Here is a 24,889-nt window from a genome sequence, read left to right on the forward strand (position 1 = left end):
AAATCATATTCCTTCGCTCATGGAAGAAGCTATAGCGAAAAATCCTGCTGCAGACAGTACGATTCAAAAGGATAGCGGGACAGAGATAAAAGAATTGCGGGAAATGGTAGAATCCCTGCGTGATCAGGTAAAAGAGATGCATTCAAGGCTTCTTGAAGCAGCGATCCTGAACAATAAATATGTCCAGACTATCCAGGAATATCAAAAGCAGATAGAGCAGTTGAAAAAGCCGCCCCTGTTCATTTGCAGTGTCGTGGAACTGCTTGATGACATGGCGCTTCTAAGGCAGCACGGCAGCAACCAGGAGATCGTCACATGGGTGCCTGATGAAATTAAAACAAAAATAGAAGCAGGTGCGCGTGTAGCGGTTACAAATAACCTTGCGATCGTCAGGGTATTATCCAAATCGGCAGATGTAAGAGCACGTGTAATGGAGCTGATCGAAGCTCCCGATGTCGATTATAATATGATAGGTGGTCTGAACAGGCAGATAGATGAAGTTATCGAGGTACTTGAGCTTCCGCTTACGAATCCTGAGCTTTTCGCGGAAGTAGGGGTTGAGCCTCCCAATGGCATCCTGCTATACGGTCCACCCGGTACCGGGAAAACCCTTATAGCCAAAGCAGTTGCACACAGGGCCAAGGCTACCTTTATCAGGATGAGCGGAACCGAGCTTGTCCAGAAATACATAGGGGAAGGCGCGCGTCTTGTGAGGGATGTATTCGATATAGCAAGGGAAAAATCCCCAAGTATCGTTTTTATAGACGAGATAGATGCGGTCGGAAGCAGGAGAAGCTACGACGGCACTACGGGTTCATCGGAAGTTAACAGGACAATGGTACAGCTGCTTGCGGAGCTTGACGGCTTTGATAAGCGGGGTGATGTGAAAGTGGTCGCAGCCACGAATCGTATCGATCTTCTTGACCCCGCCTTATTAAGACCCGGAAGGTTTGACAGGATAATCGAAGTACCCAGACCTGATGCCGAAGGACGCCTGGAGATACTGAAGATACACTCGCGGAACATGAAGCTTGATAACGTGGACTTTGACGAGCTTGTAGAGCTGACAGAAGGATTAAGCGGCGCAGACCTTAAAGCCATTGTTACCGAAGCGGGCATGAACGTTATCAGAAGAAAAGGTAAGCTGGTAACCGTGGAAGATTTTAAGAAAGCTTATGATAAGATGATTATCAAGGAGAAAAAAGACGAAGTGACAGGGATGTTCGTATAATCCCTGTAAAATATTTCAATTTAAAAGAAATCAATTGCCGGTTTATACCCGGCAATTTTTAAAAAGTTAATCCATCGTTTCGCCCGTATCTTTTGAGCGAAGGTCGGATAATGAATAAGCTAGGTTCCTTATTTTAAGTCTTTCTTCTACTGTTGCTTCTTCACCTTTCTTAATGGCTTTAATTCTTTCCGGGTCTATTCCAGAATAATTGCCAAGCTGTTCATATGTAAGTTTGTGTTTGTGGAGCAACTCAATCAAATAACGTTTGGTGGCTGGAAGTCCCATGTAAATCACCTGGATAGTATGCTTTAATACATATGGACAGGTATATCAAGGTATCTTAAGGTGACCTGAAAATGAATGATAAAGATACCGATGTTATCCAGACTGTTGAAACCGAGGTTGACGGAATAAAAAAAAGGCTAAAAAAAGTCAAGAGGAAATGCACAGTCGTACGTGTTGCACAGGCCAAAGGCTGGAGAAATGTTGTGGTAGTGGATACCAAAACAAATAAAAAATACTTTTTTGGAAAAGTACTCAACCCGCCGCCTGAGATTAACCCTGGCGAGGAGTTGTATATAGGGTATGAGGATATGCCTTATGAACTTCCGGGTATAAAGCAAAAAATAATCCTTATGACCCTTGATGGTTTCCAGCTTGACTGGACCATGGTCTAAGTTACCTTTATAGTTCCATTCACATTTTTATTATTTTTAACGTAATAAATATAGGTTCCGGAAGTCTTGAACATATACGGTGATGTTTGTCTGCCGTTATCCAGGACTTTTTCCGTGAATCCCGGGATATCATCGCTTGCAACAGTAATTGGGTCCAGTCCTTCATTGGACCAGATAACTTCATCACCTGCTCTGAGATTTAAAGAAGCGCCTCTAAAAATCCTGTAGCGGTCTAATGTAATATAAGTCTTATTTCCCGTAGGAGTAATTTCCGGGAACTGGGTGCCTGTGACCACTGTGACCACAGGTGTTGCCGCTGTTGCCGTAATTGCCGGAGTCGGCGTCGGAGATAAAGTTGATGCCGGGGTCGACTGTTTCGGTGCTGCTGAATTAGACGAAAATGCCCAGATAAGCCCCCCGATGACCAGTATTGCCAGACCTATCGTCAGTACCTTATTGAAACCCCCTGTCCCCGCTGCTGGCTGCGCTCCGGAAGGGACAGGTACAACCGGCGGTTTTGCGACAACAGAAGGTTTTACCTCTACTTTTTTAACATCTTCAATCACAGGCGTTACAGATGGTTTTATATCTTTCGCGCCTGTCAAATCTATGTTCCAGTTGCATTTCGGACATACCCTGGCAACAGGGTAATCAATGCTGCCAAGACCAAGTTCTTTTTTAATGGTTTTGGTTATTAACGGCTCACCGCATTTCGGACATCTTTCTTCCATTTCGACACCATCTTAAAACTACTATTGACCTATATATTTAGCTATATATTAATATATCGATTGACATCTGTAAGATTTTTAACCATTTTCCGAAGTTTGCTCTAATATTTGGTGGTGTCAGTAAGTTCCTGCGGCAGGGATTTTTTATGCGCACATGTTTTTAATACAGCATACCAGTCACGCGCAAATAATACAAGGCTGATAAGTGCCATCATTTCAAAGAATTCGAAAAATACCATGGAATCGGGCAGATTTAACACTTCGAAAAATCCATTGACCAGGAAAAACAAGCCGAATAAGAATACATGGATGAATTTTTTTGAAAAAATTTAAGTAGTAGCAATGTTCTGAAAACATATCGGGTGGTAATTATTAAACCAAACCATATCAAAATATCTATACTCATAGTACTGGCAGTCCTCTTAGCAACAGGATGCGTTGAGCGTGTAGAACAAGTTTACAGCAAATCAAGTGTAGGCGCAAGCCCTATGACTCCCTGGAACAATAAAAACATCAAGCCTGACATTGAGCTTTCAGCATATGTCCATCCCCAGGCTTCCGTAATAGGAGCAGTGTACATCGGTAAGAACGTAATGGTCTCACCACAGGCTTCGGTGAGGGGCGATGAAGGGATGCCAATCCATATAGGCAATGATACGAACGTGCAGGACGGTGTTTCGATACATGCGCTTGAGACCTCTGATGAGGAAGGAAAACCGGTAGAGAAGAACCTGGTCGAGGTCAAAGGCCAAAAATACGCCGTGTACATCGGTGATAGGGTCTCACTGGCTCATCAGGCGCAGGTTCACGGCCCGGCGAGCGTGGGCGATGATACCTTTGTGGGCATGCAGGCGTTCGTGTTCAAATCAAAGGTTGGTAACAATGTGGTGATCGAGCCTGCGGCAAGGGTTGTGGGCGTGACCATCCCCGATGGCAGATATGTGCCTCTTGGAATGATTGTTTCCAATCAGTCCGTAGCTGATGCCCTGCCTGTTATCACTGAGGATTACGTGTTCGCGCACCTGAACGAGGGAGTGCTGCATGTGAACACGAACCTGGCTAAGGGCTATAACATGATGGGCGGAAAAAGCGCGCCAGAGGCTTCGGAAGGCGATGGAGGGCATGCGGAGTTGAAGAAGGAATAAATGAAAGTCAGGGGGCGTCTTTTGACGCGCCCTTTATTCTGGTTCAAGCTGGGGCTTCTTCGAGTAATTTTTATAATTAAGAAAATAATTTCTGAGATATTAATTTACCTTATGTTACAACCCTCCCATCCTTCAGCCTTACAATCCTGTCCGCCTTTTCCCCCAGGTCTGGCTCATGCGTTACCATGATTATGGTCTGCCCGCGCTGTTCATTCAGCTCCCTGAAAAGCTGCACGATCTGGTTTGAGGACTCGGTATCCAGGTTAGCCGTCGGCTCATCCGCAAGCAGTATAGCCGGCTCGTTCGCAAGGGCTCGCGCGATCGCAACACGCTGCTGCTGTCCGCCTGAAAGTTCATTCGGGGTATGGTCCGCCCTGTCGCCCAGTCCCACAAGCTCCAGAAGTGAGGCAGCCCGGTCGTATTTCCTGTTATCCATGATCATGGGAAGTGCGACGTTCTCAAGCGCGCTGAGTTCCATAAGCAGGCTGAAGAACTGGAAAACGAAACCGAGCTTCCTTAGCCTGAAATCCGCCCTCTCGTTTTCGTTCAACGAGGATACGTCAGAACCGTCGATAAAGATGCTTCCCGATGTTGGCGCATCCAGAAGCCCCATCATGTTCAGCAAAGTGGATTTTCCGCTCCCCGAAGGACCCATGAGTGCCACGAATTCGCCCCTGCCGATATCTAAATCCACGCCCCGGAGCGCCGGTACCTCTATCTTGCCCATGTAATATATCTTCCGGATATTCTTAAGTTCTATCAACTATCCTCCCCATATGGCTTTTATGATATTCGTCTTCGCCGCCACCGATGCAGGGTACATACCGCCTATGATGCAGGTCATGAGTATAGCCAGGTCCGCCGCGATTATCGACCGCGCAGAAATCCACGGGATAATAACAAGCTTCATTCCATATTCGGGCTCCATTACAAGAGGATTCTGGCGCATGCCCTCTACCAGGAACATGCTGCCGACGGTGCCAAGCATAGTCCCGATCACGCCGATAAAAAGAGCCTCTGCAAGATAGATTTTCAGTATCATAGACCCTTTTGCCCCCATCGCTTTGAGAACACCTATCTCGCGTATCTTGTTTTTCACTGTAGTATATATTATCAGGCTTATGGCGATAGCTGCGACAAATACGGGGATCGCCGAGGTAAGCAGCGATATGGCGCCGAAGGTCTCTATCATCCCCGCCATGCCGGCTGAAAGCTCCTGCCAGGTCTTTACGTTCGGAAGAGTAGTCTCTTTCTGGAGTATGGTCTTATACATTAATGAATTATCGGGATTTTCAAGCCGTATAAGAATGCTGGTAGCATCATCTTTTTCGACAAGCTGTTTGACTGTATCATATGTAGCAATTATGCCGTACCTGTCAAGCTCCCATGTCCCGGTGCTGATAATACCCTTTATCCTGAACTCTATGGGCTCTCTGTCCTGGTACAGGATAAGAACCGTATCTCCCACATCAACTTTCAGGATTTCTGCAAGAGAAGTCCCTATCAACAGTTCATATTTATCCTTATCGTCAAGGAATTCCCCCCTTTCTACGGTTTTAGAGAGCGTGGAGGCTTTTTCTTCAAGCGACGGTTTGACACCGAATATAGCGATCCCGATCTTTTCTGTTTTCGATTCTATCTCCACACCCCCTGTTACCCTTGGCGCCACCCCTACAATGCCTTTTATACCTGAGGCTTTTGATACCACGCTTTCAGACCTCGCAATTACATCATCACCTGTGTTCGGCTGTATCTGCATATGCCCGAGAAAAACATCGACTGCGTTTCCTACAAACGCATTTTGCATCCCGTTGTTCAGTGCGGTTGTAAAAATAGGACCTACTACGCCAATAGTTATGGCAAGGATGACCATCAGGGTCTCGCGCCTTCTTTTGGACATGTCCTTGATAGCAAGGAAAAGCCACGCCTTCATGATATCAGTGTTTCCTTAGCTTCCAGAAATACAACAAAGCCAGTATCGCGATCAAACCGATTATAACAGGAAGAGGGTTACTGCTGTTAGCAGGAGCGACTATCAGGATAAGCTCTCTTTGTATCTCGCGCTTTCCGAAATCGTCTTGAAAACTTATGTTCAAAACTGCCGACTTTTTACCGCTCCCTGCCCCATCAAGGGTAAATATGGCATTGGAATAATCGTCTTTTTTGATTTCTCCCAGGTATGCCAGGGTATCGCCTTCAAGTCCTGATTCAAGGCGCGCCGTTACGCCTTTTGCATCCCCCGTGCCAGTGTTCTCGATTTTCACCGTCAGCGTAAAGGGCTCATTCTCCTGTATTCTTGCAGGTTCAGTTGTCTTTTTCGCGATATCGAGGTTTGCCCTGCCGGCTGCGACTATACCTACGAGTTTTGTCTCGTTGTATTCAATGCCCCTTTCATCCATATAATCAAGGATAAGGTCAACAGGATAGTTCTTGATAATTGCATTCTTTTCCATTGAGAACCAGAATTCAGCATCTTTTTCCATTCCCTGGGACAGGTCTTTAAAAATACGCTCGGAGTCAGAGGACAACGGCACGAGCTCTTTGTCCCTTGGGTTCAGCGTCAGCTTCAGCCATTTTATCTCGTTATCGCCGACGTTCTCAAGCGAGACCGCCATCTTGAACGGTTCGCCGGGCTCGACCTGTGAGCTGTTCGCTATAACCTGCACGCTCCTGACCTCTACAAGCGTATTCCCCTTGACAGCAAGCGTTATCTTGCCTGTGGATTCTTTATTCTGCCCGTAATAAACTGTATATGGTATGTCGTATTGTCCGTATGTTGCGTTCCTCTCCACGTCGATCTTGAAAAAAGTCTTATGCGCGGTCCCCGCGGCCAGGTTGAAATACTGCGTATATTCATTCCCATAACCTCCGCTTGCGATAAGGTATCCCGGATAGCTGATCTCCCCGAGTTTGTTATTGGGAGGTATAGATGCGGAGAAAGGGTATCTCAGGAAAAGGTATATTTTTACATTATCCACAGGCGCATCTATATTATTCTGTACCGTGAACTCCAGTCCCACGTTCCTGTCACCCGGCGTGAGATGGGGAACGGAAACGACATAAGTAATATTGAAAGGGAGCTGTTCAGATTGTGCCTGTGTATTGGCTGCGGAAGTCAATAGAATTAGTAAAGTAAGTGCCAGGATTTTTTTCATAAATTAACACCGGATTTTAATTCAGCCGTATTTTATGATGTACTGTGATTTAAAGATAATTTAGAGTCACCTTTATTCCCACAGCTTCAGATATTTTAATCCATTTTATTCAAAATATACTTTTGCTTCCGTTGGTTTATATGCAGAAATCAATGCTGCAGATGAGTAATCATGCAAAATTATATATAATAAGATACTTCTTTAATTGGTTGTGGTACTATATGGATTTCCTTGAAAAAGTAAAAGGATTGTTACTGGAACCTTCAAAGACATTTGATTCTTTGAAAGATGAAACCTTGGAAGAAGCTCTAAAATATTATGCAATTATTGCTGTTGCGTATTCAGCACTTTTTGCATTAATGTTTACATTCGCAGGCAGCCTGTTCGGTTCTATGATGGGATTCAGGGACTTTGGAATGATGATGGGTGCCGGAGCCGGAATAGGTGCAGCTGTAGTATTCTTTGTGATGTTTATGATACTTGCAATAGCAGGTGCATTCATAGGAGGAGCGATACTTCATATCTTCGTTTACATTGTGGGCGGAAGAAAAGGAATTGTGCAAACAATAAAAGCTGTTATGTATGGAGCAACCCCGTCTTTGCTGCTTGGCTGGATACCGCTTGTAAGCATAATCGCCTCGATATGGTCATTAATTGTGGAGATTATCGGGATTCGACAGCTTCATGGGCTAACTACCGGAAGGGCAATTCTTGCTATACTTATACCGATAATACTGGGTATTATACTAGCAGTAGTTCTTGCAGCATTGTTAGTTGCATACATGACAAGTACAGGAGTGCCGCGGTATGGGTATTGACCCATTACTTCTTTACCTTTTTTAATCCCTCGATCACAGCATCGTACTTCTGGCATATCCTCTTCACAACATCCATTTCGGCATTCTTATGCGTGGGAACCAGGATATCAGCCCCGCCTCCTATCTCCTTGCCTTCACTCGATGTACCGTAATCAGGCGCTATCTTTACGCCATTGGATGAGATCCCCAGGCGCAGTTCATTGACGATGCGCGACACCATCTCTGTTTGCGGCGCCACTTTCGTGGTGATAGAGTACGTTTTCTCGATATACTCATCCTTCAAACCGGAGATACGTTCGATGCTTTCCTTGACCTTTATTTTACTCCCGTACTCGGCGAGCAAGTTTATCGAATTGATAAGGTCATCGAACGTTGCTGCCGAGACCTCGATTATCCTGCCGTCAAAATACTTGCCGATCTTCTCTCCATAGCCTTTTGAAATCACAAGGACTCCGAGATCCTGCACACGGTCCCGCTCCTCGTCCGTAGGGTTATACGGGTTAACCACCTCAAATTCCGCGATCCCGCAAAGTGCCATCAACGACTCATACATCGGGGTAACGCCTATCCCCTGCTTCCCAAGCCATTTATCAAGCCCCATCTTCTGCTCGCGCGCAAGCTCGATTATCTTGTGTTTGATAGCTTCAGGGTCTGCTGAATCAAGGTTAAAGTATTCTGCAAACCGCGCCGTAGTTTGCAGCATCCGCGTCCTGCCATGTGGTTCTGCCGATATCAAGCCCCTCTCCTCAAGGTCTCTCACATGATCATAAGCGGCGGCGCCTCTCCTGTCAACAAGCTCTGCCACTGTAATGGGCTGGTGATACGCAATCATAGATAGCGTGCGAAGCACAGGGGAGCGCAGTTCCTTTGGTGCTATATGCCGCACCTTCTCCGCATACTCAGGCTTGACCTGCATCACAAACCTCCCTTCTATCTCTACAATCTCTATGGCAGAGCCCCGCTGCGCGTACTCGTCCATCAACTGCCTGACTATATCCCCTACGTTCTTTAATTTTGTAAGGTTACGAAGCTGCAACTCATCCAGGGGTTCACCCGAAGCGAACAGCGCAGCTTCTATGATCTCCTTTCCTTCGCTCACGATGCCCCCTGTTTGCGAATGAAAAGCTCACCGAAAAGTTCTTCCTGGTCAAGCCATATTTCCTTTTTTGTTGCAAGGAATAATATCGCCAGGTATGCCATTACCTTTCCAGACCTGTCAAGTGTCCGGACAAGGTCTGAGAACCTGATATTCTGCTGGTTCTCAAAAAGCCCGTCCAGCAAATTCCGCATCTTCCCGACCCTGCTTTCGACATCCTCGTCGTGGGCTATCGACAGCACCTCCTTGAGCGTGGCGCGGCGTTCGTCCTTAATGTTCTTAAAGCGTTCCAGCCTCCGCTTCTCTATCAGCTCAGCCTTCTTTAATTCCGAAAGCAATTCCTCAAGCGTCACAGGCCGCCTGGACGTACGGCGCAACGGCAGCGCAGGCACTGGATAATCACTGATCTCGAATTGCTCGTAATCGTCATCGATTATTTCCTGCGGTTCCTCTATGTCCACAAGGGCATTGGATTTCATGCGAAGCAGTATGGCAGCATACAGCAATGTCCTTCCAGAGATGCGCAGATCCATTTTTTCCAGCGCCTCAAGCTGCTTCAGGAACTTATCAGTAACCTCGACTATATCGACATTCCAGGGGTCAATCTCCCCGTTTTTCGCCATGTTTACAAGGATTTCGATAGGTTCTTCCAGTATTTCCTCGATTAGAACTGCTTCTCCTTCGGACATATTTAATTCATATGAATTCGGAAAACTTTGCCTTATTTACAGATTTAGTCTTCCGGTTGTTTTTAATGTATCTCTTCTATACAATCCTGTTTAGGGTTATATATCTACTGCTCTTTAATAGGTTCAAATTTATTTAAGGCTTGGCATGGGTTATAGCGCTTATTTGAGCTTATGAGGAATGCTCGGAACATCTGATAATGCCCAAAAAGACCGAGAATTATAATTACACAATATCCCGCTTTTCCCCGTCTTTTGACAGTAGAACAACCCTGCTTGCCTCTGATTCATCCGCGATAAGATAGCCCAGCGCCAGAGCGACCTCTTTTGAGAATTCCAGCACCTCCCGGTGGGATGGCATGTTATCCCGCGACAGCCGCATTCTTGAAAATCCAAGGTGCATATAAGCTTTCAGTTCAACGTAATCGGGCTCTGCCGCTTCTATAAGCCGCGCATAGCCTTCGGGCGCGGACACATTCACACCTTTTGTCAGAGTAATCCTGACTGCAGTCCTCGCCTTGAAATCCTTCATAACTTCTAGTGAATGCTTTATGTTCTCCCATGTGTCTCCAAGCGGTCTGCATACCTTTCCATATGCCTCCTTATCAGGTGCATTCAGGCTGATATAAAGTTGCGTGGGCTTGATATCTCCGACCATTCCGGGGTTTGTTCCGTTGGTGACTACAAAAGTTGTCAGGTCTTTTTTGTGGAATTCTTCAATGAGTTCGGGCAGATAAGGGTATATCGTCGGCTCACCTGAAAGCGAAATAGCAACATGCTTGGGTGTAAAAGCCTCTTTCCACTTCGTTTTATCCATAATCTCAGAGCCGCCATAGCCCGATACAAGCCTGTGCTGCCCGGCGAGGCAGCTTTCCACTATGTCCTGCGGAGAATCCCATTTTTCGGGGACTTCCACGGGCGCTTCAACAGCGCGCCAGCAGTGGAGGCAGCGGTGGTTGCATACAAGGGTGGGCGTCATCTGGATGCAGCGGTGTGAGGTTATACCGTAGAATTTTGATTTATAACAGTCCCCATCGTTGCGCAGGCTTTTGTTAAGCCAGAGGCATGTTTTCACTGCACCGTGGGTGCCGGCGAGATGATAGCCGTGTTTTTTTAGGAGGTCTTTTGTTGATTCGGTTATAGGTTTCATCGGTTCGGAATTAGACAAATACACCGACCTATTTATAAACTCGCCCCTAAAAAGATATTTTGCTTCTAACTACCCTTACCTAAACCGAAAGCTATTATACACAAAATAACATCAGATAGAGTAAACCATTAGAGGTAATTTAATGCCAAGAAACATTCGTGTGGAGAAACTTACACAAACTCCTATAGAAAAACAGGAGATTGAGATAGTAGAGAGAAAAGGGGTTGGGCACCCGGATAGCATGGCAGATGGCTTTGCTGAGGCTGTAAGCCGCTCGCTATGCAATGAATACATCAAAAAATGCGGAACAGTCCTTCACCATAATACCGATCAGGTCGAGGTCGTGGCTGGACGCTCCTGCCCGGAATACAAAGGTGGGGAACTGATATCGCCGATGTATGTGCTTCTCGTAGGGAGGGCGACAAAAGAATTCCAGGACTGTAAAATCCCCACTGATACCACGGCTGTAAAGGCTGCGAAACAATACCTGAAAAACACCCTTCCGGACATCGATTCTGAGCATGATATTATCATCGACTGCAAACTTGGCGTCGGGTCAACAGACCTCCAGAGCGTTTTCAGGCGCGGACAAGCGCCTATGGCAAATGATACATCTTTCGGTGTGGGGTTCGCTCCCTTCTCCGAAACTGAGAATATAGTCTATAATACAGAGCGGCAAATGGTGTTGAATTTCAAGAAAGATATCCCTGCCATTGGAACAGATATTAAGGTCATGGGCATGAGGAAGAACGATAAGATCACCCTCACCGTCGCCTGTGCAATGATAGGGAAGTACATAGACGATGCTTCACACTATTTCTCCATAAAAGAAGAGCTCAGCGATAAAATATGCGACCTTGCGATGAAATATACCAACCGTGAAGTGGAGGTCTTTGTTAATACTGGCGATCATGAAGAAAGCGGGTGCGTTTACCTGACCGTTACCGGGACTTCCGCGGAAATGGGCGATGACGGCTCGGTGGGAAGGGGGAACAGGTGTAACGGTCTGATAACGCCTAACAGACCGATGAGCATGGAAGCCACAAGCGGTAAAAACCCGATAAACCATGTCGGCAAGCTGTACAACCTCCTCTCCAACCGGATGGCGAACGATATCGCAGAAAAAGTCCCGGGAATCGAGGACGTGCATATCCGCATCCTGTCGCAGATAGGGCATCCGATAGACCAGCCGCTTATCGCAAGCGCGCAGGTGATACCCGAAGCAGGTGCGAATATGAGCGTGATAAAATCAGAATCCGAGGCGATCATCGACCAGTGGCTTGCTGATATCACCAAGGTCACAGAAATGATAGCCAGGGGAGAGCTGGATACTTTTTAGCTCTCTATTTTTCTCTTTTTACCCTTTTAGTATTTTCACATCAACGTGACGGGTCCTGGGTCCGTCAAGCTCAACGAAGAATACGCTCTGCCACGTTCCCAGTACAGGATGTCCGCCCTCGACCGGTATGACCGCGCTTGCTCCCAACAGCACGGCCCGCAGATGCGCATCTGCGTTATTGTCTATCTGGTTGTGGGCGTAGCTCTTATTTTCCGGTACGAGCGCTTCAAGCATGTCCAGTATATCGCTTCTAAGCCCGCGCTCGTTCTCGTTGATTATTATGCCGCCCGTACTGTGGCGTGTGGATACGACGCAGATGCCGTTTTCTGTGCCGCTTTCTTTTATCGCTGCGCGCACGCGGTCGGTTATGTCGATGAGTTCGGTGCGGGTTGTGGTCTGGATGTCCATGATTACCTCCGAAATTATCCCGTAATTAAACTATTTTGGAAAATGGATAAGCTTTTTCATTATAAATTAGATATATAGCCAGAATGCCAGAAGGAAAACTGATCACACTCGAAGGGATTGATGGTACAGGAAAATCCAGTATAGCAAAACTGCTGGGAACCGAATTCCCCAACGCTGTTTTTACAAGAGAGCCCACCCGGAGCTGGATAGGAAAAACAGTAAAAAATCGATAGAATCCGATGCTGACCCGTTAGCGGAACTGTTTTTGTTTGTCGCTGACCATGCAGAGCATATTGCAAAAGTGATCAGACCAGCACTTGCAGAAGGAAAACTCGTAATTTCCGACAGGTACTCCGACAGCAGGTATGCCTACCAGGGCGCCACTCTTTCAAATATGTTCGATGATGCGATGAGATGGGTGCAGGGTATTCATAAAGGCTGGACTGTAGTGCCTGACCTTACCATTCTTTTCACCATCGACCCGGCTGTTGCGGTCGCGCGGTGTGGCGTTCGCGGAGAGCATACGAAATTCGAAAAAATCGGGTTCCTGAGAAGCGTGCAGGAGAACTTTCTTAAACTTGCGAAAGAAGAGCCTCTGCGCTTTGTAATAATAGATGCTGATGCTACACTCGAAGTTGTCGGAAGTGAGGTTGAGTCTGCGATTAGAGATTTTATGGCGACCGCAGGATGATAATGTTTAATACAGCCATAAACCCATTCAACAGCGGTGATTTAATGCCGGAACATCCCGTTTTTGCAGATGGCGCCCTGCCCGGAAAATTCAAGCTGCTCATAGCCATGGCTTTTGATGCATCGTACGGAGCAGTTCAGGGTGTAAAGGTACTGGCTCAGCAGGCAATGGAGGCTGGCGCTACAAAAGAGGAGATTGCGGAAGCATTGAGAGTAGCACAACACCTGAGCGGCGTCGGCTGCATATATACAGCAGGGCAGGCTTTAAAGGAATTATTTGATTGAAAAATTCCCTTGCTTTTCAATAAATTATTTAAAAAAAATTATTTTTTAAATTCAGTATATCCGCATTTCCCGCATGCAAAGCGGTTCTTATGCTCTCCGAGAAAAACTCCCGGACCGCATCTGGGGCATGACTGCCTGACCTTTTTAGCCTTATCCCCGCTTACTTCGTAGAATTTATTTACTGCCATTAATATCACTTCTTTTCAGGTTCTTTTTTCTCTGATTTTGCCTCAGCTTTTGCCTCTGGTTTGGCTTCAGCCTTTGCCTCAGCTTTTGCTTCTGCCTTTGCTTCCTGTTTAGCTTCTCCGGCAGGTGCAGCCGGTGCTTCCTCGGCTTTCTCCTCGGTGGGCTTGGGCGCGCCTCGAACAACAAGATACTGGTGAGCCAGTTGTTTTAATCGCTCCTCGGTCTCGTAAATACTTGCCGTTCCTATTATCTCCTGCTTCCCGAATGCCGTATTAAGCTGTTCGATAACGATCAGTTCGGGTTTGGAGTTCGCCATTGCAGCAAGCTTGTTCTTCACTTCTATCCTTGAAGGGGTCCCTTTATTGACGATCTTTAAAGAGACTTCTCTTCTATTCAATAGTGGATTTTTTTTATCTTTGATGATCTGAAGTTCCATTATTTTCCTCCTTACATTTCATTTTATCAATTAATGATTGTATCTCTTTTTTCTTGTCCTGGGTCACTTTGACAACTACCGCCCCTTCGTCCGGCAAACCATATATAACTACTGATGACAATGGCGCCATGGCGATCGCCGGCAGGGCGGCTAAGTCCTCTTCACCTTTTACGAATATCCGTACCGGGTTATCGGAATCCATAGCTTTTGATACTTCATGCAGCAGTCCTTCCGTTAGTATACCAGGCGGGTTTTCGACCGTGATAGTCCTGAACCGGGGATGCTTGGTACCGTGCAGGATGTGATCAGCAGCGGGAATACGCTTTGTCCTGTCATCCACAAAAGATATGTCCGGCACAATCCCGGCATTAAGCAGGTTGAATGTTACAATATCTCCTACTGTTATTATTTTAGCAGGATTTTTCAAATCCTTGATTATCTGCCTGGCAGTATCCTGCCCGTCCCCGCGGTAAAGCTCACCGTGAAGTTTCCTGAGTTCTGATTTTAATTCATCCGGAAGACAATATATCTTCAAACTACCGCACCTTCAGGGCATACTTCCCGGGCAATTTAACACCAAGCTTTTTTGCTATCTGTGATTTTAGCGGGTCGATTATTACCACATAGCCGCTCCAGTCACTGGTAAAGGATGTAGAGTTGCATGCCTCGCACACCTGTCCGCTCACCAGCCTGTGGCACTCCTTACAAACAAGCTCTGCCATTACGCCTCCCCGGGGATTTCTGCGCTTTCTGCCTTAGCTGCATCTTCTTTCTTTACTTCCTTCTTTTCCTCTCTCTTCTTTTTCCTTGGCTTCGCTTCTTTTTCCTCGCCGCCTTCTTTCGGTTTGCCTTCCCGCGCCTCTTCAAGCCAGTCTATTTTACCCAGCGCATGCTGACGCATGGTCAGACCGATCTTACTGTCCCTTGGTTCGCGCTCATTAAGACTGACCGCCACTATCCTGGCTCTTACGTGGTCCCCTACTGTTACGGAGCGGCCGGATTCCTTTGTTATGAGCCTTGAGTTCCTCTCGTCGTAGCTCACGTACTCATCCGTCAGCTGGCTTACATGCACAAGACCGTCAAGAGGACCTATCCCCACAAATATACCGAACTCGACGACCTCTAACACGCTGCCTTCGATTATTTCCTGCAATTCAGGCATAAAAGTAATTGCATCAAACACGGTATCGTAATAAACTCCTGCATCTCCTGCCAGTATGTGCCCTTCGCCCACTTCTACAATGTCCGTTACTGCGACTATTGATCCAATAACCTTGTCCACAAGTCCTTCAAGCTTATCCCGCAGGGCAAGCTTAACTGCCGCTTCCACGGGTTCGCCAAGTAATTCAGGTGCAATTCTCACCGTATCTGCTAATCTCATTTTTTTATACATTTGAACCCTCTTAATAAAAGATATTAAATACTTAAATGAGTTTTCTCTCGAAGGTGTACAATAGTAACTCCCTTACTACATAATCTTTTCTTTAATTCTGCATCGTTGGTAAGGACAGCTACGTCCTTTCCGGCTGCCATGTCCATAATAATATCATCGACAAATCCATTCTTTTCAATCACGGTGCATCTGTCCAGCAAAGATAATGCTATCTTCGCCGCCACCTTATCCCTGCCCCGCGCTTCTATGAATATTTTTTCTAACTCCTTAACAGACGCCCCTGGAACAAGATATGTGTCAAATCCCAATCGTTTCAACTCCGAAAAAATATCTACGCCGAACTGTCCCGGGATCATCAGCCCGTTGGTATCGATAATCACTTTCCTCGTCATTTAACTTCTTTGATCAATATACCTGAGCCGATAAGCCTCCAGCGTGCTCCGACCCGCCTGCTGATCGCGATCGATGAGCCTTTGCCCGCGCATACCGGTCTTTTAAGTTTGACCTCGGCGTCCGAAGCCCTTGCGCTTGTGACAACACCTATGGTAGTCGCAGTGCCTATATTCAGCATCAATGGCTCGTTTGAGCGTATCGGTTCGACTTTGGATTCATCGCTCACCCCTACCACGCGCGGAAGGAGTTTTGTTTCCATCACGAAACCCTCAATGGTCGGAGGCATCGAACCTGCAAGCCCTGCGACCTGGCCGACAAGCGCATCGCTCTTGGTAAGGGACGGGTCAAGCTTCGTACCTACCCCGATAAGACCTCCGGGCCTTGCTTCTTCGATCTCTTCGTTGCCGGCATGTATCCTGGTAATATCGGTTTTGATGGAAACCCACTTAACAGTCCCCCCTGCCTCAACTTTCCTGCCAGGACGAAGCTCTATTTCTTCGCCCGGGCGCAGGCGTCCGCAGCTTAATGATCCGCCTATGACGCCGCCTACGAGCTTATCCGGCGATGTTCCGGGTTTATTTACATCAAAAGACCGCGCTACGAACATGAGCGGCGGCTTGTCCAGATCGCGTTTTGGCGTAGGGATGTACTTTTCAATAGCTTCAATAACGAGGTCGATATTCGTATTCTGCTGTGCTGAGACCGGGATGACGGGTGCGTTCTCCGCAACTGTCCCTTTCACAAAGGCTTTGATCTGGTTATAGTTCTCTATGACCTTCTCTCGTGGAACAAGATCGATCTTATTCTGGATGATCACTATGTTTTTTATCCCTATGATATTCAGGGCCATAAGATGCTCTTTCGTCTGCGGCTGCGGGCATGTTTCGTTGGCTGCAATAACAAGGAGAGCGCCATCCATCAGCGCCGCTCCAGAGAGCATTGTCGCCATTAATGTTTCGTGCCCGGGTGAATCGACAAACGAAATGGCACGCAGAATCTCGGATTTTGCCCCGCATTTTTCACATACCTCTTTAGTAGTATAATTTTCAGGTTCGGGGCATCCGGGACATTTCCTGAGCACGACATCGGCATAGCCCAGCCTGATCGATATCCCTCTTTTTATTTCTTCGCTGTGCCTGTCGGTCCAGGCACCTGAAAGTGCCTTGACGAGTGTGGTTTTACCGTGATCAACGTGTCCTACGATGCCTATATTTACAACTGGTTGCAATGAAATCCTCCAATATGAGAATAATGTGCTAAGATTAGGCTCTTTGTATTTAACCGCTTTTACATCGCGGGTAAAATAGCCCTCTGAACGGACAATCTTAAGCCACACAAAAGTTTTCGTGGGGTATAAGCTTATTTGTCATGCAACCTTCAGGTTTATGTATCTATAGAGATTACTGAAGACTTTGTGAATTCGCGAATAATGTTCTCTGACCATGGTTCATTTATATGGTATCATAGCGTATTCTAAGAACTAGGAGTGCAAGACATGTTCTCTCACCTTTCTACAGAAGAATTGCTGCATGAACTGGAAGAACTGGGAGACCGGGTTCCGATGGAGCTAATCCAGGCGATCCTCGCAAAGGGCAGGGAAGTAGTGGAGCCATTAAGCAGAATACTTCAGGATAATCGGTACTGGGATGCGGAAGACGATAAACTATGGATGCCTACCCATGCTGTAAAGCTGCTGGGAGTACTCGCCGACCCGGAGGCGCTTCCACAGCTTATTGACGCTCTGGTTCTTGCAGAAAAAACAGATGACGAATGGGTTATGGATGACCTGCCTGCAGTATTCGGGCGCATCGGTCCTCCGGCAGTTGAACCCCTCATAGAATTTATCAATGTACACAGAGGAGATTACAGCATGTGGTGGTCTCGCAGTGTCGCTGCAAACGGTCTGGTGTCCATAGCTATACAGCATACCAAGGAGAGAGAGCGTATCCTGTCATTTCTCCACGGGTTGTTCTCCGAGGATGAAGATACAGAATTCATGGGGTCTGTTGCGTGCGATCTTCTTGATTTACATGACCCCTCTTCTTTCCCTGTCCTGGAAGATGCTTTCAACAGGGATCTTATTGATAAATATATCATTAGCAGAGAAGATTTTCTGCAGGAGAGAGAAGAACTACCCGATGAAAAAGCCCTTGTTCATTACAAAACGGATTTACTGGAATTTTATGCCCCTGAAGAGGTTGCCAGGCGTCAGGAACGATGGGAAAAGGAACGAAAAGAAAAGGAGCAATTGGCAGCACAGAAGCGGGAGAGTAGAGAAAAATCCATTGCTATTGAGTTCAGACGCCTTGAGATAACAACAAAGTTGATCGAGAGCAAAGTGCTCCCTCTTTCCAGGAAAGTAGGTCGCAACGAACCTTGCCCGTGCGGCAGCGGCAAAAAATTCAAGAAATGCCACCTTCCCCTTGTGGAATCCACGCCTCCAAAGCGTGAGTTGTATAGAAGTCGGTATGCTGATTTTGAGTATCTGCAAAGAGTATCTCCTTATGATCCATTGTTCGTCCTGGAAAGCCTTACGGCACTGGCATTCGAGGCTGAAATGGAAGGGGATGCGGCCAGGGCTATAGAAATATTCAGAAAGCTTGAACCTGTGGCAGAGTATACAGGGGAAATGGGCGATTTCCTTAGTGAGTGGGAGGTTATATGCTACAACCATCCTGAACTGGGGGATGATGGGCTTGCTGTAATACGCAGGCTCCAGTCCTTTCATAAGGATAAAGATCGAGAACAATGGATATATGCAACTATGGATTTAGCGGACTATCTCGATCTTTTAGGAAGGCGGGATGATGGTAAGAACGAGTATGAGAGATTGCTAAGGGAAGCGCCCGACCTCCTTTTCATCCATACCAGGTATGCCGAATTCCTGGAAAAAGGAGGCGATATTGATGAGGCTGTCCACCACTACAAAAAAGTTCTCCAGATGGAGGACCAGGCTGATAGGGAGGATTTAGAAACAGCGGCGGAGAAACTAAAAGAACTGGCTTCCCACCATGGGATCGAGCTTGATACGTGGACTCAGGAAGCAATCAGACAATGGAGCTATGGCGCCGATGAGGAAAATACTCTTGATGAGCCCTAATCATCCTATCTCTTAGAAATCAAAGAACACATCCTGCGACCCGCACTTTCCGCATACAGCCGAATCTATCAATCCTCTATCATCGCCGAATACATCAACGGCAATGTAATAGTGTTCCACCCCATGTCGCTTCTTCATGAGGTCTTCAAGCAGCTTTTCTTCCTTCCTATCTTCGGGACATCTCGATAAGATGAAGTATCTCTCTTTGAACCCACTCTCATTTTTGCATCCCAGGCACGCTTTCGGACCGATGCCTTTCCATGAGTCTTCTATCTCCCCACTTATTTCCTGGAGAGATGTTTCCCTTATCTCAATGGGTTTTGCCTTTGCAGTCTCTTCGATCTTCTGCGCAGCCACGAAAGCAGTTCTTGCTTCATCGGTACGCCTTTCAAGAAGGCACTTCTCGCCGCATGCACGGAGTATCTCCCTGGTCGGGGTCTTATTGGCTTTTTTATAAGCTTCAATGCCAGGGGTGGGATTTCCATTATTGAAGCACCTGTTGCCGCAGGTGATCAGTTCCTCTTCCGGCAGATCCTTATTGGCTTTTTTGTAGGCTTCAATACCAGGGTAAAGTTGCCCTTCATCGAAGCATTTTTTGCCGCAGATAATGAGTTCCTCCTCCGGCGGCGTCTCTTCAACAAGAGAGTAAGCTTCAAGTCCCGGATTGAGTTTACCATTCAGCAGGCATTCCCTGCCTATCTTGATCAGGCGTTCTTTTGGTATCGGCATTCCTGTGATTTTGGAAGCCTCGATAGCGGAGTAGATGCGCCCATCATCGAGGTATTTATCAACGTAGCCGGTAAGGACTTCTTTCTTTAATTCCATCCCGGCAGCTTCAGAACCTTCCAAAGCCTTTGCCATCCATCCTTTCTCAAGATACTGATGGAGGTAACTCTTGAGTTCCTCTTTCGAAACCGGCACTCCTGTAAGTTTGGAAATATCTATGGCTTCAGCCATCTTGCCTGATTCAAGGTGCCTTTTAATGTATCCGATAGCTTTTTCGTCGCTCATTGTTCCTTTAATAGATCGATTTTAAGTCCATCCCTTACATTATTTCAATCGAACATAGAGATAAAGCTTGTGGAGGCTAAAGTTGACCGGTCAGTTCAACTGTATTGTGCTTTTTAGAAGCTTTTTACAAACTTTATCTTCTATCCACTATACGCTTTGGTCTGCCCTTGATGCGGTAAAGTTCCAAATCTTGAAGGCCTGCAAAGTTAAAAATGATTTTAAAAATCTCATTGGCATACGCTTTGGCAAGTTGTGGCTTATACCTGAAAAAAGCTCTCAGGAAGTTCTCCTCCACCGCTTTCCGATCGCACTTTTCCCTGTCAAGACATTCTATGCTTACCCTCATTGTTGTCTCTCCTTCATCATCACCGCCGTAGAGAAAAGCCTCGTATTCTCCTGTAAGATATTCCATATTCTCGCGCTGGAATACCCCTCGCTCAACATCCACGCGGTTAAATGGCATCTCTGCGACCCAGAAGGTTTCTGATTCTCGTTGTGGATTCAAAATTTTTATGTGCGTCCTGCCGCATGCACAGCGATCACGGGATACAACGAGTGTAGTATCTTCTGTGTCATAGTTGAAAAGGAGCGTCCCGCATTTTCTACCAGCAGGTAAGAGCGTTGTAAGGACAATCCTGCCGCATTCGCCATCGCGCAGGAAGTCCTGCAGCTTAGGATCATAGATATCAAGGTGTACGAGGTCTTCAGGTACGTGGAGACCGCTTCTGTCATTGCACTCACCGCACATCGTTCCTTCGGTGCTCCCATATGTGTTATATACTTCACACCCCCAGACTTCGGCAAGGTAAACCCGGGACTCGTCTGCAAAACTTTCACCTCCTACGACAAGACGCCTGACGCCGGATTCTTGCGGGGGGATGTTTTCCTTTATCATTTGCCTGGCAAGTCCCAGAAGTTTAAAAACGCTTCCGACCATGCCTGTCGGCTTGTAATTTTTTATAATACGCAAAGGAAAGGTGCATTTGCCTTCAGGGATTATCGTCATACCGATTTCACGTGCAGCAAGCGTCATCGTATTGGCACCTACGTTCATACCATAAGAGGCGCAAACTACTACCCTGTCACCGGGACCAAACCCCTGTGACATGAATATCCTGGCATATTTCTCTGCATATCTTTCCCAGTCCTCCCATGCGAGAAAGAATGCTTTCGGAGTACCGCTTGTTCCGGTGGTTTCATGAAGCGTGAACACGTCCTTCCAATCCACACTTTTGAACTGGAAATCTGTGCTCTCAGGCGGCTGGTTTTCACGTATAGTTTTGCCTGATATTACAGGCAATTCCCTGAGATCTTCGTGAGTACGTACTTCAGATGGGGTTATGTTTTGCTCGCGGAACCACCTTCTGTAAAAAGGCGAATGTTCGCTGGCATACTTGACCGTATAGCGTATGCGCTCTTCTATTAGCGCATCAAGTTCACCCCTGCTCATGGTCTCTATTCTTTCGTTAAAGAACACAATTATTGTTTGAACCTTTTCGAATATATGTTTTTGGTGTCCAGAGCTATTTTGAGCTGCAGACCTCTCAGGATAAACTTATTGTGGGTGAATCAAAAAGAGTGCTTTAAGGGTGGAGGCTTACGGTACTATCGATGAACTAAACTCAGTACCAGGCGTTGCAAGGTTGTATGTAGAAGCATTGCCAGTGAATCAGAGGCTGGGAGTAGAAGGAGTAAAATGGATTTATAAGAGATAGAAAACTATTGAACAAGTACACGGCTTCAACACGCTGGTCAGGCCAATGGAACAAATATGCCCTATTAGTCGGACTTTATGATTTTCCTGATGCTTTCTTTGAAGGAAACAGGTTCAAAACCGAATATCTGCTTCAAATCGTTTGGTTCGGCTACCATGTTATTCTTCAGCGATTCTATCAGCCGGTAAACCAGCTCCGAGTTTACAGGGGCAAGCATTCCAAGTATATGCGAGGAGGTCCAATGCCATGTACCAGGAATCCATATAAAAAAGGGAATTATTCCGATCTCAAGTGAATACTGCTTCATCAGTTCTTTATAGGTAAAAACCTCTAGACCGCCAATATCGAAGCATCTGTTGATTGTCTCTTTTTTATCGAGGCATTCCACAAGATATCTTACCACATCCCCTATAGAAATTGGCTGTACTTTTGAGTTAGACCAGCTTAAAACAGGAATTATCAGGAATAACCTTACAACAGTATCAAGTATCTCAAAAGCCGCTGCACCCCTTCCGATAATCACCGAAGCTCTGAAAATCGTATAATTAATCCCGCTATTCTTGATAATCTCTTCTACTTCTTTTCTGCTTGCAAGATGGGCCGAAAGTTTTTCTTTAGGATTGCTCATGCCGGTAAGGTAGATGATTCTCGTTACACCGTTGACCTTGCATGCCCCGACCATGTTAGTTATTGCATTCCTGTCAAGTACGTTGAATTTTTCCTGTTCCCTTTGTTTACCCATCATATGGATAAAATAATAGACAGTATCCACGCCTTCAGTTGCTTTAACAAGAGAATCATAATTAAGGATATCCCCGATCATATAAGTTATATTCGGGTTTTCAGATTCTATGGGTTTCCTGACCAGACACCTGACTGGTATATTCTTTTCAGATAATGCCCTGAGAACATGCCCGCCTATAAATCCCGTCGCCCCCGTAAGTAAAATCATACCATAATCGAATGTTTATCTTTAATGTATCATCTTTCTTTCTGTTTACGTTCAAAAATTTGTTTCTAACTTCACTTTATTGGCTTGAGCAGCTTAAGCTGTTTACCCTTGCTATTCTCTGACTCTTTACCTTTTATGGGGTTTAGTTTTAGTTCGGGCAGGTAAGACGCCGGCTAGTATTGCCAGAACTGGACCAATAAGTAAACCAGCCCATGCAAAAAGGGCTAGGATCCCCAGGATAACCAGATAAGCCTTCTTCCGGATGTCAACTTTTTCTCGGTTTTTAATTATAATTCGAATGACTGCAATGCCTAACAGGACAGGCAACAGAGCCAGAATAATGGTTATTATGATTTCTGGCGCCGGTTGAGTCCGGGTTAATGTCATCATCTGGAAGAAAAATGCGATACCGCTGCCAAAGAACAGGAGCCCGGCCAAGATCCCTGTCCATTCAAAAGGAGTATGCGCCATCCAGCATTTTCTCCACCAGGTCATAATCCCTATACCAATTACAAGAGTAGCTGCAATCGGCAAGAAAATCATGGCTAAGCTCTGTCCCCCCCCATCGGTATACGGATATTAATTTGACAGGGATGAGAATCCACTCACTGAGCGAATAGCTCTCGCGATCTCCTACCGCAAGACCATAGCTTCCTCCTCTTGATGGAGCATATACCGCAATGTAGTAAGTTCCTGAAGCAGGGGCAGGTATATCTAATTCTGCCAGTGAGTAGAAACTGCTGGCCGAGAAAGGCTCGTAGGCAGCCTGAGCGGGTTGCTCACCAGCCACAACAATGGCATTGGCCTCAGCAGGTATCTCCACATAGTCAGGTAGGTCGCCCTGATTAATTATGCCGGGACCAATGAGCACAAATCCGGGTGCGAATTCCAGGTTTTCGGGATTCGCTGGTTTGAACAACATTATATGGATTCTCCGGGCTCTGCTTATGTTGAAACGATAGTATTGGGCTTCTTTTCCTTCCTGAAGTTCCCCGTAAATAGCCCAGGATTTAGTCGGATCAGGTATGAGAGTGGCACCTGCAAGGTTCTCGTTAGCACCCGGAATTAGCGGCGAATGAGCCATTACTTCCGACACAGAAAGCAGACAATTAATAGTTAAAATTAAAAAGAATATATCTACAAATTTAATAATGCGTATTTTTGTAAAATATCTGTTCAACTGGTCTCTCCCCGGATACTTATTTGCTCTTTATCACTAATATATTGTACCAATAGTAACAAAATTAGATCGAATCGTGTGTTTAAGTGTAACTATAAAATACTGGAACTTTATGATAATAAATTATGGAAACAGGCATCGTATCAGACACGCACGACAATTAATTAGAAGTCATGCGCATACGCAGGATGCCAGGAGGATGCTTATGGAAATAGTAAAGATCCCGAATATGAAGAAAGTGGAGTATGACAGGCTAATCTCAGAAGAGTATGTCTCCAGAATCGTCTTTAAAGGTGAAAAATATCCGTATGTTGCGCCGTTCTTATACATTTTTGATGGAAATTACATGTATTTCTTCTCGACAAAGTACGGCAAAAAGATTGAATACTTCAAGCAAAATCCATATGTTTCCGTAGAGGTAGAAAAATTTAGCAGAGACCTCTCGAATTATGCTTTTGTTACCTTATCAGGACGCCTCGTGGAAGTGAAGGACTCAGGTGAAAAGAAGGCTATCAGGGATAATTTTGTTCGTATGATAGAGGATAAAAAACTGTCGAAAAATATAATGGTCGCTTTAGGTCATTCACCTGATGACCCGATTGAGACCATAGGCAGTGAAGAGAGAAACCTTATCTGGAAGCTGGTGGATGTCAAAAAAATAACAGGTTTTAAGGACGGAACCTGAATGGTTAAAAGGCGCCCCGACTGGGACTTGAACCCAGGTCTTAAGATCCGCAATCTCAAAGGATATCCGCTACCCCATCGGGGCCCGGCTCAAAATTCATTTATGACCTATTAAAGGTTATTGAAGGCTCTATCAAGTCTGCGTTTGCTTGCGACATGTGTCAAAATTCGTTTGCTAAAAATCTTGGGTTAATATCGTGGGATGAAGTCAATCAATTGAGCTTTGCACCTAAAGTCGTAAGTTGCACTTAAAATCATATCATTTCAGAAAAGGGTGGTTACCAATTCATAGGTTCTCCATTTAAACTTAACTGTTTTTTATGTTTGCAGTAAACCAGTGTAACTGTTACAATATACTGTAAAAACAGGTCTATAATTATTATTGTTCACTCCCCATTGTATTTTAGCTTTAAAAATAACGGGGGAGT

At 45.9% G+C, this 24,889-nt stretch carries 33 protein-coding genes and 1 tRNA gene; 11 read left to right on the forward strand and 23 right to left on the reverse strand.

Annotation, left to right across the window (positions count from 1 at the left end):
- Positions 1–19 precede the first annotated feature (19 nt).
- Positions 20–1,231, forward strand: coding sequence for a proteasome-activating nucleotidase (locus MNV_RS15080; RefSeq protein WP_096206774.1), 1,212 nt, complete (start codon positions 20–22; stop codon positions 1,229–1,231).
- Positions 1,232–1,297: 66 nt separating this feature from the next.
- Here the strand turns inward: MNV_RS15080 and MNV_RS15085 are convergent, their stop codons facing one another.
- Positions 1,298–1,516 carry a hypothetical protein gene (locus MNV_RS15085; protein WP_096206775.1) on the reverse strand — a complete coding sequence of 73 codons (219 nt, stop codon included), beginning with the start codon at positions 1,514–1,516 and terminating at the stop codon, positions 1,298–1,300.
- A gap of 71 nt (positions 1,517–1,587) precedes the next feature.
- Here MNV_RS15085 and MNV_RS15090 point away from each other — a divergent pair, with 71 nt between their 5' ends.
- The gene (locus MNV_RS15090) at positions 1,588–1,908 is read left to right on the forward strand and encodes a hypothetical protein (RefSeq protein ID WP_096206776.1); all 321 of its coding nucleotides are present in this window, start codon (positions 1,588–1,590) and stop codon (positions 1,906–1,908) included.
- Here MNV_RS15090 and MNV_RS15095 read toward each other — a convergent pair.
- Complete coding sequence (locus MNV_RS15095) at positions 1,905–2,639, reverse strand: cupredoxin domain-containing protein (protein ID WP_096206777.1); 735 nt, start codon at positions 2,637–2,639, stop codon at positions 1,905–1,907. The genes MNV_RS15090 and MNV_RS15095 overlap by 4 nt on opposite strands.
- 101 nt (positions 2,640–2,740) lie before the next feature.
- A complete protein-coding gene (locus MNV_RS19845; RefSeq protein ID WP_179294016.1) occupies positions 2,741–2,878 on the reverse strand; it encodes a hypothetical protein in 138 nt (45 codons plus the stop codon).
- 123 nt (positions 2,879–3,001) lie between these two features.
- Here MNV_RS19845 and MNV_RS15100 point away from each other — a divergent pair, with 123 nt between their 5' ends.
- Complete coding sequence (locus MNV_RS15100; RefSeq protein WP_218838044.1) at positions 3,002–3,784, forward strand: LbetaH domain-containing protein; 783 nt, start codon at positions 3,002–3,004, stop codon at positions 3,782–3,784.
- 109 nt (positions 3,785–3,893) lie between these two features.
- On the opposite strand, the gene MNV_RS15105 is transcribed toward MNV_RS15100, so the two are convergent.
- The 3 genes from MNV_RS15105 to MNV_RS15115 are packed head-to-tail and all read right to left on the reverse strand — an operon-like array spanning position 3,894 to position 6,939.
- On the reverse strand, positions 3,894–4,547 hold the full coding sequence (locus MNV_RS15105; protein WP_096206778.1) for an ABC transporter ATP-binding protein: 654 nt from the start codon (positions 4,545–4,547) through the stop codon (positions 3,894–3,896).
- Positions 4,548–5,717: an ABC transporter permease gene (locus MNV_RS15110; RefSeq protein ID WP_096206779.1), complete on the reverse strand. Its 1,170-nt coding sequence runs from the start codon at positions 5,715–5,717 to the stop codon at positions 4,548–4,550. It abuts the gene before it with no gap.
- Positions 5,718–5,721: 4 nt separating this feature from the next.
- Positions 5,722–6,939 (reverse strand): COG1361 S-layer family protein, encoded by a 1,218-nt coding sequence (locus MNV_RS15115; RefSeq protein WP_096206780.1) that lies wholly within the window; start codon positions 6,937–6,939, stop codon positions 5,722–5,724.
- A gap of 221 nt (positions 6,940–7,160) precedes the next feature.
- On the opposite strand from MNV_RS15115, the gene MNV_RS15120 reads away from it, so the two are divergent.
- A complete protein-coding gene (locus MNV_RS15120) occupies positions 7,161–7,757 on the forward strand; it encodes a YIP1 family protein (protein ID WP_179294017.1) in 597 nt (198 codons plus the stop codon).
- Between the two features lie 4 nt (positions 7,758–7,761).
- Here the strand turns inward: MNV_RS15120 and scpB are convergent, their stop codons facing one another.
- The 3 genes from scpB to twy1 all read right to left on the reverse strand — a co-directional run bounded on the left by scpB (position 7,762) and on the right by twy1 (position 10,689).
- A complete protein-coding gene (gene scpB / locus MNV_RS15125) occupies positions 7,762–8,856 on the reverse strand; it encodes an SMC-Scp complex subunit ScpB (protein WP_096206782.1) in 1,095 nt (364 codons plus the stop codon).
- Positions 8,853–9,542: a segregation/condensation protein A gene (locus MNV_RS15130; RefSeq protein ID WP_096206783.1), complete on the reverse strand. Its 690-nt coding sequence runs from the start codon at positions 9,540–9,542 to the stop codon at positions 8,853–8,855. The genes scpB and MNV_RS15130 overlap by 4 nt, the downstream gene beginning before the upstream one ends.
- A 223-nt stretch (positions 9,543–9,765) precedes the next feature.
- On the reverse strand, positions 9,766–10,689 hold the full coding sequence (gene twy1, locus MNV_RS15135) for a 4-demethylwyosine synthase TYW1 (RefSeq protein ID WP_096206784.1): 924 nt from the start codon (positions 10,687–10,689) through the stop codon (positions 9,766–9,768).
- Positions 10,690–10,831: 142 nt separating this feature from the next.
- On the opposite strand from twy1, the gene MNV_RS15140 reads away from it, so the two are divergent.
- Entirely contained in the window at positions 10,832–12,028 is a 1,197-nt protein-coding gene (locus MNV_RS15140) for a methionine adenosyltransferase (protein ID WP_096206785.1), read from the forward strand.
- Between the two features lie 18 nt (positions 12,029–12,046).
- On the opposite strand, the gene MNV_RS15145 is transcribed toward MNV_RS15140, so the two are convergent.
- Positions 12,047–12,436 carry a secondary thiamine-phosphate synthase enzyme YjbQ gene (locus MNV_RS15145; protein ID WP_096206786.1) on the reverse strand — a complete coding sequence of 130 codons (390 nt, stop codon included), beginning with the start codon at positions 12,434–12,436 and terminating at the stop codon, positions 12,047–12,049.
- A gap of 83 nt (positions 12,437–12,519) precedes the next feature.
- Between MNV_RS15145 and MNV_RS21050 the strand changes: the two genes are divergently transcribed.
- From MNV_RS21050 to MNV_RS15155, 3 genes are read left to right on the forward strand one after another with little or no spacing between them, the layout of a single operon-like run.
- A complete protein-coding gene (locus tag MNV_RS21050) occupies positions 12,520–12,669 on the forward strand; it encodes a dTMP kinase (RefSeq protein ID WP_306453657.1) in 150 nt (49 codons plus the stop codon).
- Positions 12,670–12,701: 32 nt separating this feature from the next.
- Complete coding sequence (gene tmk, locus MNV_RS15150) at positions 12,702–13,127, forward strand: dTMP kinase (protein ID WP_306453658.1); 426 nt, start codon at positions 12,702–12,704, stop codon at positions 13,125–13,127.
- A gap of 2 nt (positions 13,128–13,129) precedes the next feature.
- Positions 13,130–13,411 carry a carboxymuconolactone decarboxylase family protein gene (locus MNV_RS15155; protein WP_257000086.1) on the forward strand — a complete coding sequence of 94 codons (282 nt, stop codon included), beginning with the start codon at positions 13,130–13,132 and terminating at the stop codon, positions 13,409–13,411.
- 38 nt (positions 13,412–13,449) lie between these two features.
- Here the strand turns inward: MNV_RS15155 and MNV_RS15160 are convergent, their stop codons facing one another.
- From MNV_RS15160 to MNV_RS15190, 7 genes are read right to left on the reverse strand one after another with little or no spacing between them, the layout of a single operon-like run.
- Positions 13,450–13,599 carry a 30S ribosomal protein S27ae gene (locus tag MNV_RS15160; protein ID WP_096206788.1) on the reverse strand — a complete coding sequence of 50 codons (150 nt, stop codon included), beginning with the start codon at positions 13,597–13,599 and terminating at the stop codon, positions 13,450–13,452.
- A 5-nt stretch (positions 13,600–13,604) separates the two neighbouring features.
- Positions 13,605–14,033, reverse strand: a complete 429-nt coding sequence (locus tag MNV_RS15165; RefSeq protein ID WP_096206789.1) for a 30S ribosomal protein S24e — start codon at positions 14,031–14,033, stop codon at positions 13,605–13,607.
- Positions 14,008–14,568, reverse strand: coding sequence for a GTP-dependent dephospho-CoA kinase family protein (locus MNV_RS15170; RefSeq protein ID WP_096206790.1), 561 nt, complete (start codon positions 14,566–14,568; stop codon positions 14,008–14,010). Before MNV_RS15170 ends, MNV_RS15165 begins: the two co-directional genes overlap by 26 nt.
- Before the next feature lies 1 nt (position 14,569).
- A complete protein-coding gene (gene spt4 / locus MNV_RS15175; protein ID WP_096206791.1) occupies positions 14,570–14,755 on the reverse strand; it encodes a transcription elongation factor subunit Spt4 in 186 nt (61 codons plus the stop codon).
- The gene (locus MNV_RS15180; protein WP_306453659.1) at positions 14,755–15,414 is read right to left on the reverse strand and encodes a DNA-directed RNA polymerase; all 660 of its coding nucleotides are present in this window, start codon (positions 15,412–15,414) and stop codon (positions 14,755–14,757) included. Before MNV_RS15180 ends, spt4 begins: the two co-directional genes overlap by 1 nt.
- 35 nt (positions 15,415–15,449) lie before the next feature.
- Positions 15,450–15,818, reverse strand: a complete 369-nt coding sequence (locus MNV_RS15185; protein WP_096206793.1) for a DNA-binding protein — start codon at positions 15,816–15,818, stop codon at positions 15,450–15,452.
- Positions 15,815–17,047, reverse strand: coding sequence for a translation initiation factor IF-2 subunit gamma (locus MNV_RS15190; RefSeq protein ID WP_218838045.1), 1,233 nt, complete (start codon positions 17,045–17,047; stop codon positions 15,815–15,817). The genes MNV_RS15185 and MNV_RS15190 overlap by 4 nt, the downstream gene beginning before the upstream one ends.
- A gap of 267 nt (positions 17,048–17,314) precedes the next feature.
- Between MNV_RS15190 and MNV_RS15195 the strand changes: the two genes are divergently transcribed.
- The gene (locus tag MNV_RS15195; RefSeq protein ID WP_096206794.1) at positions 17,315–18,919 is read left to right on the forward strand and encodes a DUF1186 domain-containing protein; all 1,605 of its coding nucleotides are present in this window, start codon (positions 17,315–17,317) and stop codon (positions 18,917–18,919) included.
- Between the two features lie 12 nt (positions 18,920–18,931).
- On the opposite strand, the gene MNV_RS15200 is transcribed toward MNV_RS15195, so the two are convergent.
- Both MNV_RS15200 and ftsA read right to left on the reverse strand, forming a co-directional pair.
- Entirely contained in the window at positions 18,932–19,930 is a 999-nt protein-coding gene (locus tag MNV_RS15200; RefSeq protein ID WP_096206795.1) for a hypothetical protein, read from the reverse strand.
- A gap of 133 nt (positions 19,931–20,063) precedes the next feature.
- Positions 20,064–21,407 (reverse strand): coenzyme F390 synthetase, encoded by a 1,344-nt coding sequence (gene ftsA, locus MNV_RS15205; protein WP_394336551.1) that lies wholly within the window; start codon positions 21,405–21,407, stop codon positions 20,064–20,066.
- Positions 21,408–21,498: 91 nt separating this feature from the next.
- Between ftsA and MNV_RS21380 the strand changes: the two genes are divergently transcribed.
- Positions 21,499–21,645 (forward strand): ATP:cob(I)alamin adenosyltransferase, encoded by a 147-nt coding sequence (locus MNV_RS21380; protein WP_096206797.1) that lies wholly within the window; start codon positions 21,499–21,501, stop codon positions 21,643–21,645.
- Between the two features lie 64 nt (positions 21,646–21,709).
- Here the strand turns inward: MNV_RS21380 and MNV_RS15215 are convergent, their stop codons facing one another.
- The 3 genes from MNV_RS15215 to MNV_RS15225 all read right to left on the reverse strand — a co-directional run bounded on the left by MNV_RS15215 (position 21,710) and on the right by MNV_RS15225 (position 23,681).
- Positions 21,710–22,597, reverse strand: a complete 888-nt coding sequence (locus tag MNV_RS15215; protein WP_096206798.1) for an NAD(P)H-binding protein — start codon at positions 22,595–22,597, stop codon at positions 21,710–21,712.
- Positions 22,598–22,723: 126 nt separating this feature from the next.
- On the reverse strand, positions 22,724–23,068 hold the full coding sequence (locus MNV_RS15220; RefSeq protein WP_096206799.1) for a hypothetical protein: 345 nt from the start codon (positions 23,066–23,068) through the stop codon (positions 22,724–22,726).
- A complete protein-coding gene (locus MNV_RS15225) occupies positions 23,049–23,681 on the reverse strand; it encodes a hypothetical protein (RefSeq protein WP_096206800.1) in 633 nt (210 codons plus the stop codon). Before MNV_RS15225 ends, MNV_RS15220 begins: the two co-directional genes overlap by 20 nt.
- 301 nt (positions 23,682–23,982) lie before the next feature.
- Between MNV_RS15225 and MNV_RS15230 the strand changes: the two genes are divergently transcribed.
- On the forward strand, positions 23,983–24,462 hold the full coding sequence (locus tag MNV_RS15230; protein ID WP_096206805.1) for a pyridoxamine 5'-phosphate oxidase family protein: 480 nt from the start codon (positions 23,983–23,985) through the stop codon (positions 24,460–24,462).
- Between the two features lie 12 nt (positions 24,463–24,474).
- Here the strand turns inward: MNV_RS15230 and MNV_RS15235 are convergent.
- Positions 24,475–24,546 (reverse strand) — tRNA-Arg (locus tag MNV_RS15235).
- Between the last annotated feature and the right edge of the window lie 343 nt (positions 24,547–24,889).

This window comes from Candidatus Methanoperedens nitratireducens (assembly GCF_900196725.1).
GTDB classification, from domain to species: Archaea; Halobacteriota; Methanosarcinia; order Methanosarcinales; family Methanoperedenaceae; genus Methanoperedens; species Methanoperedens nitroreducens_A.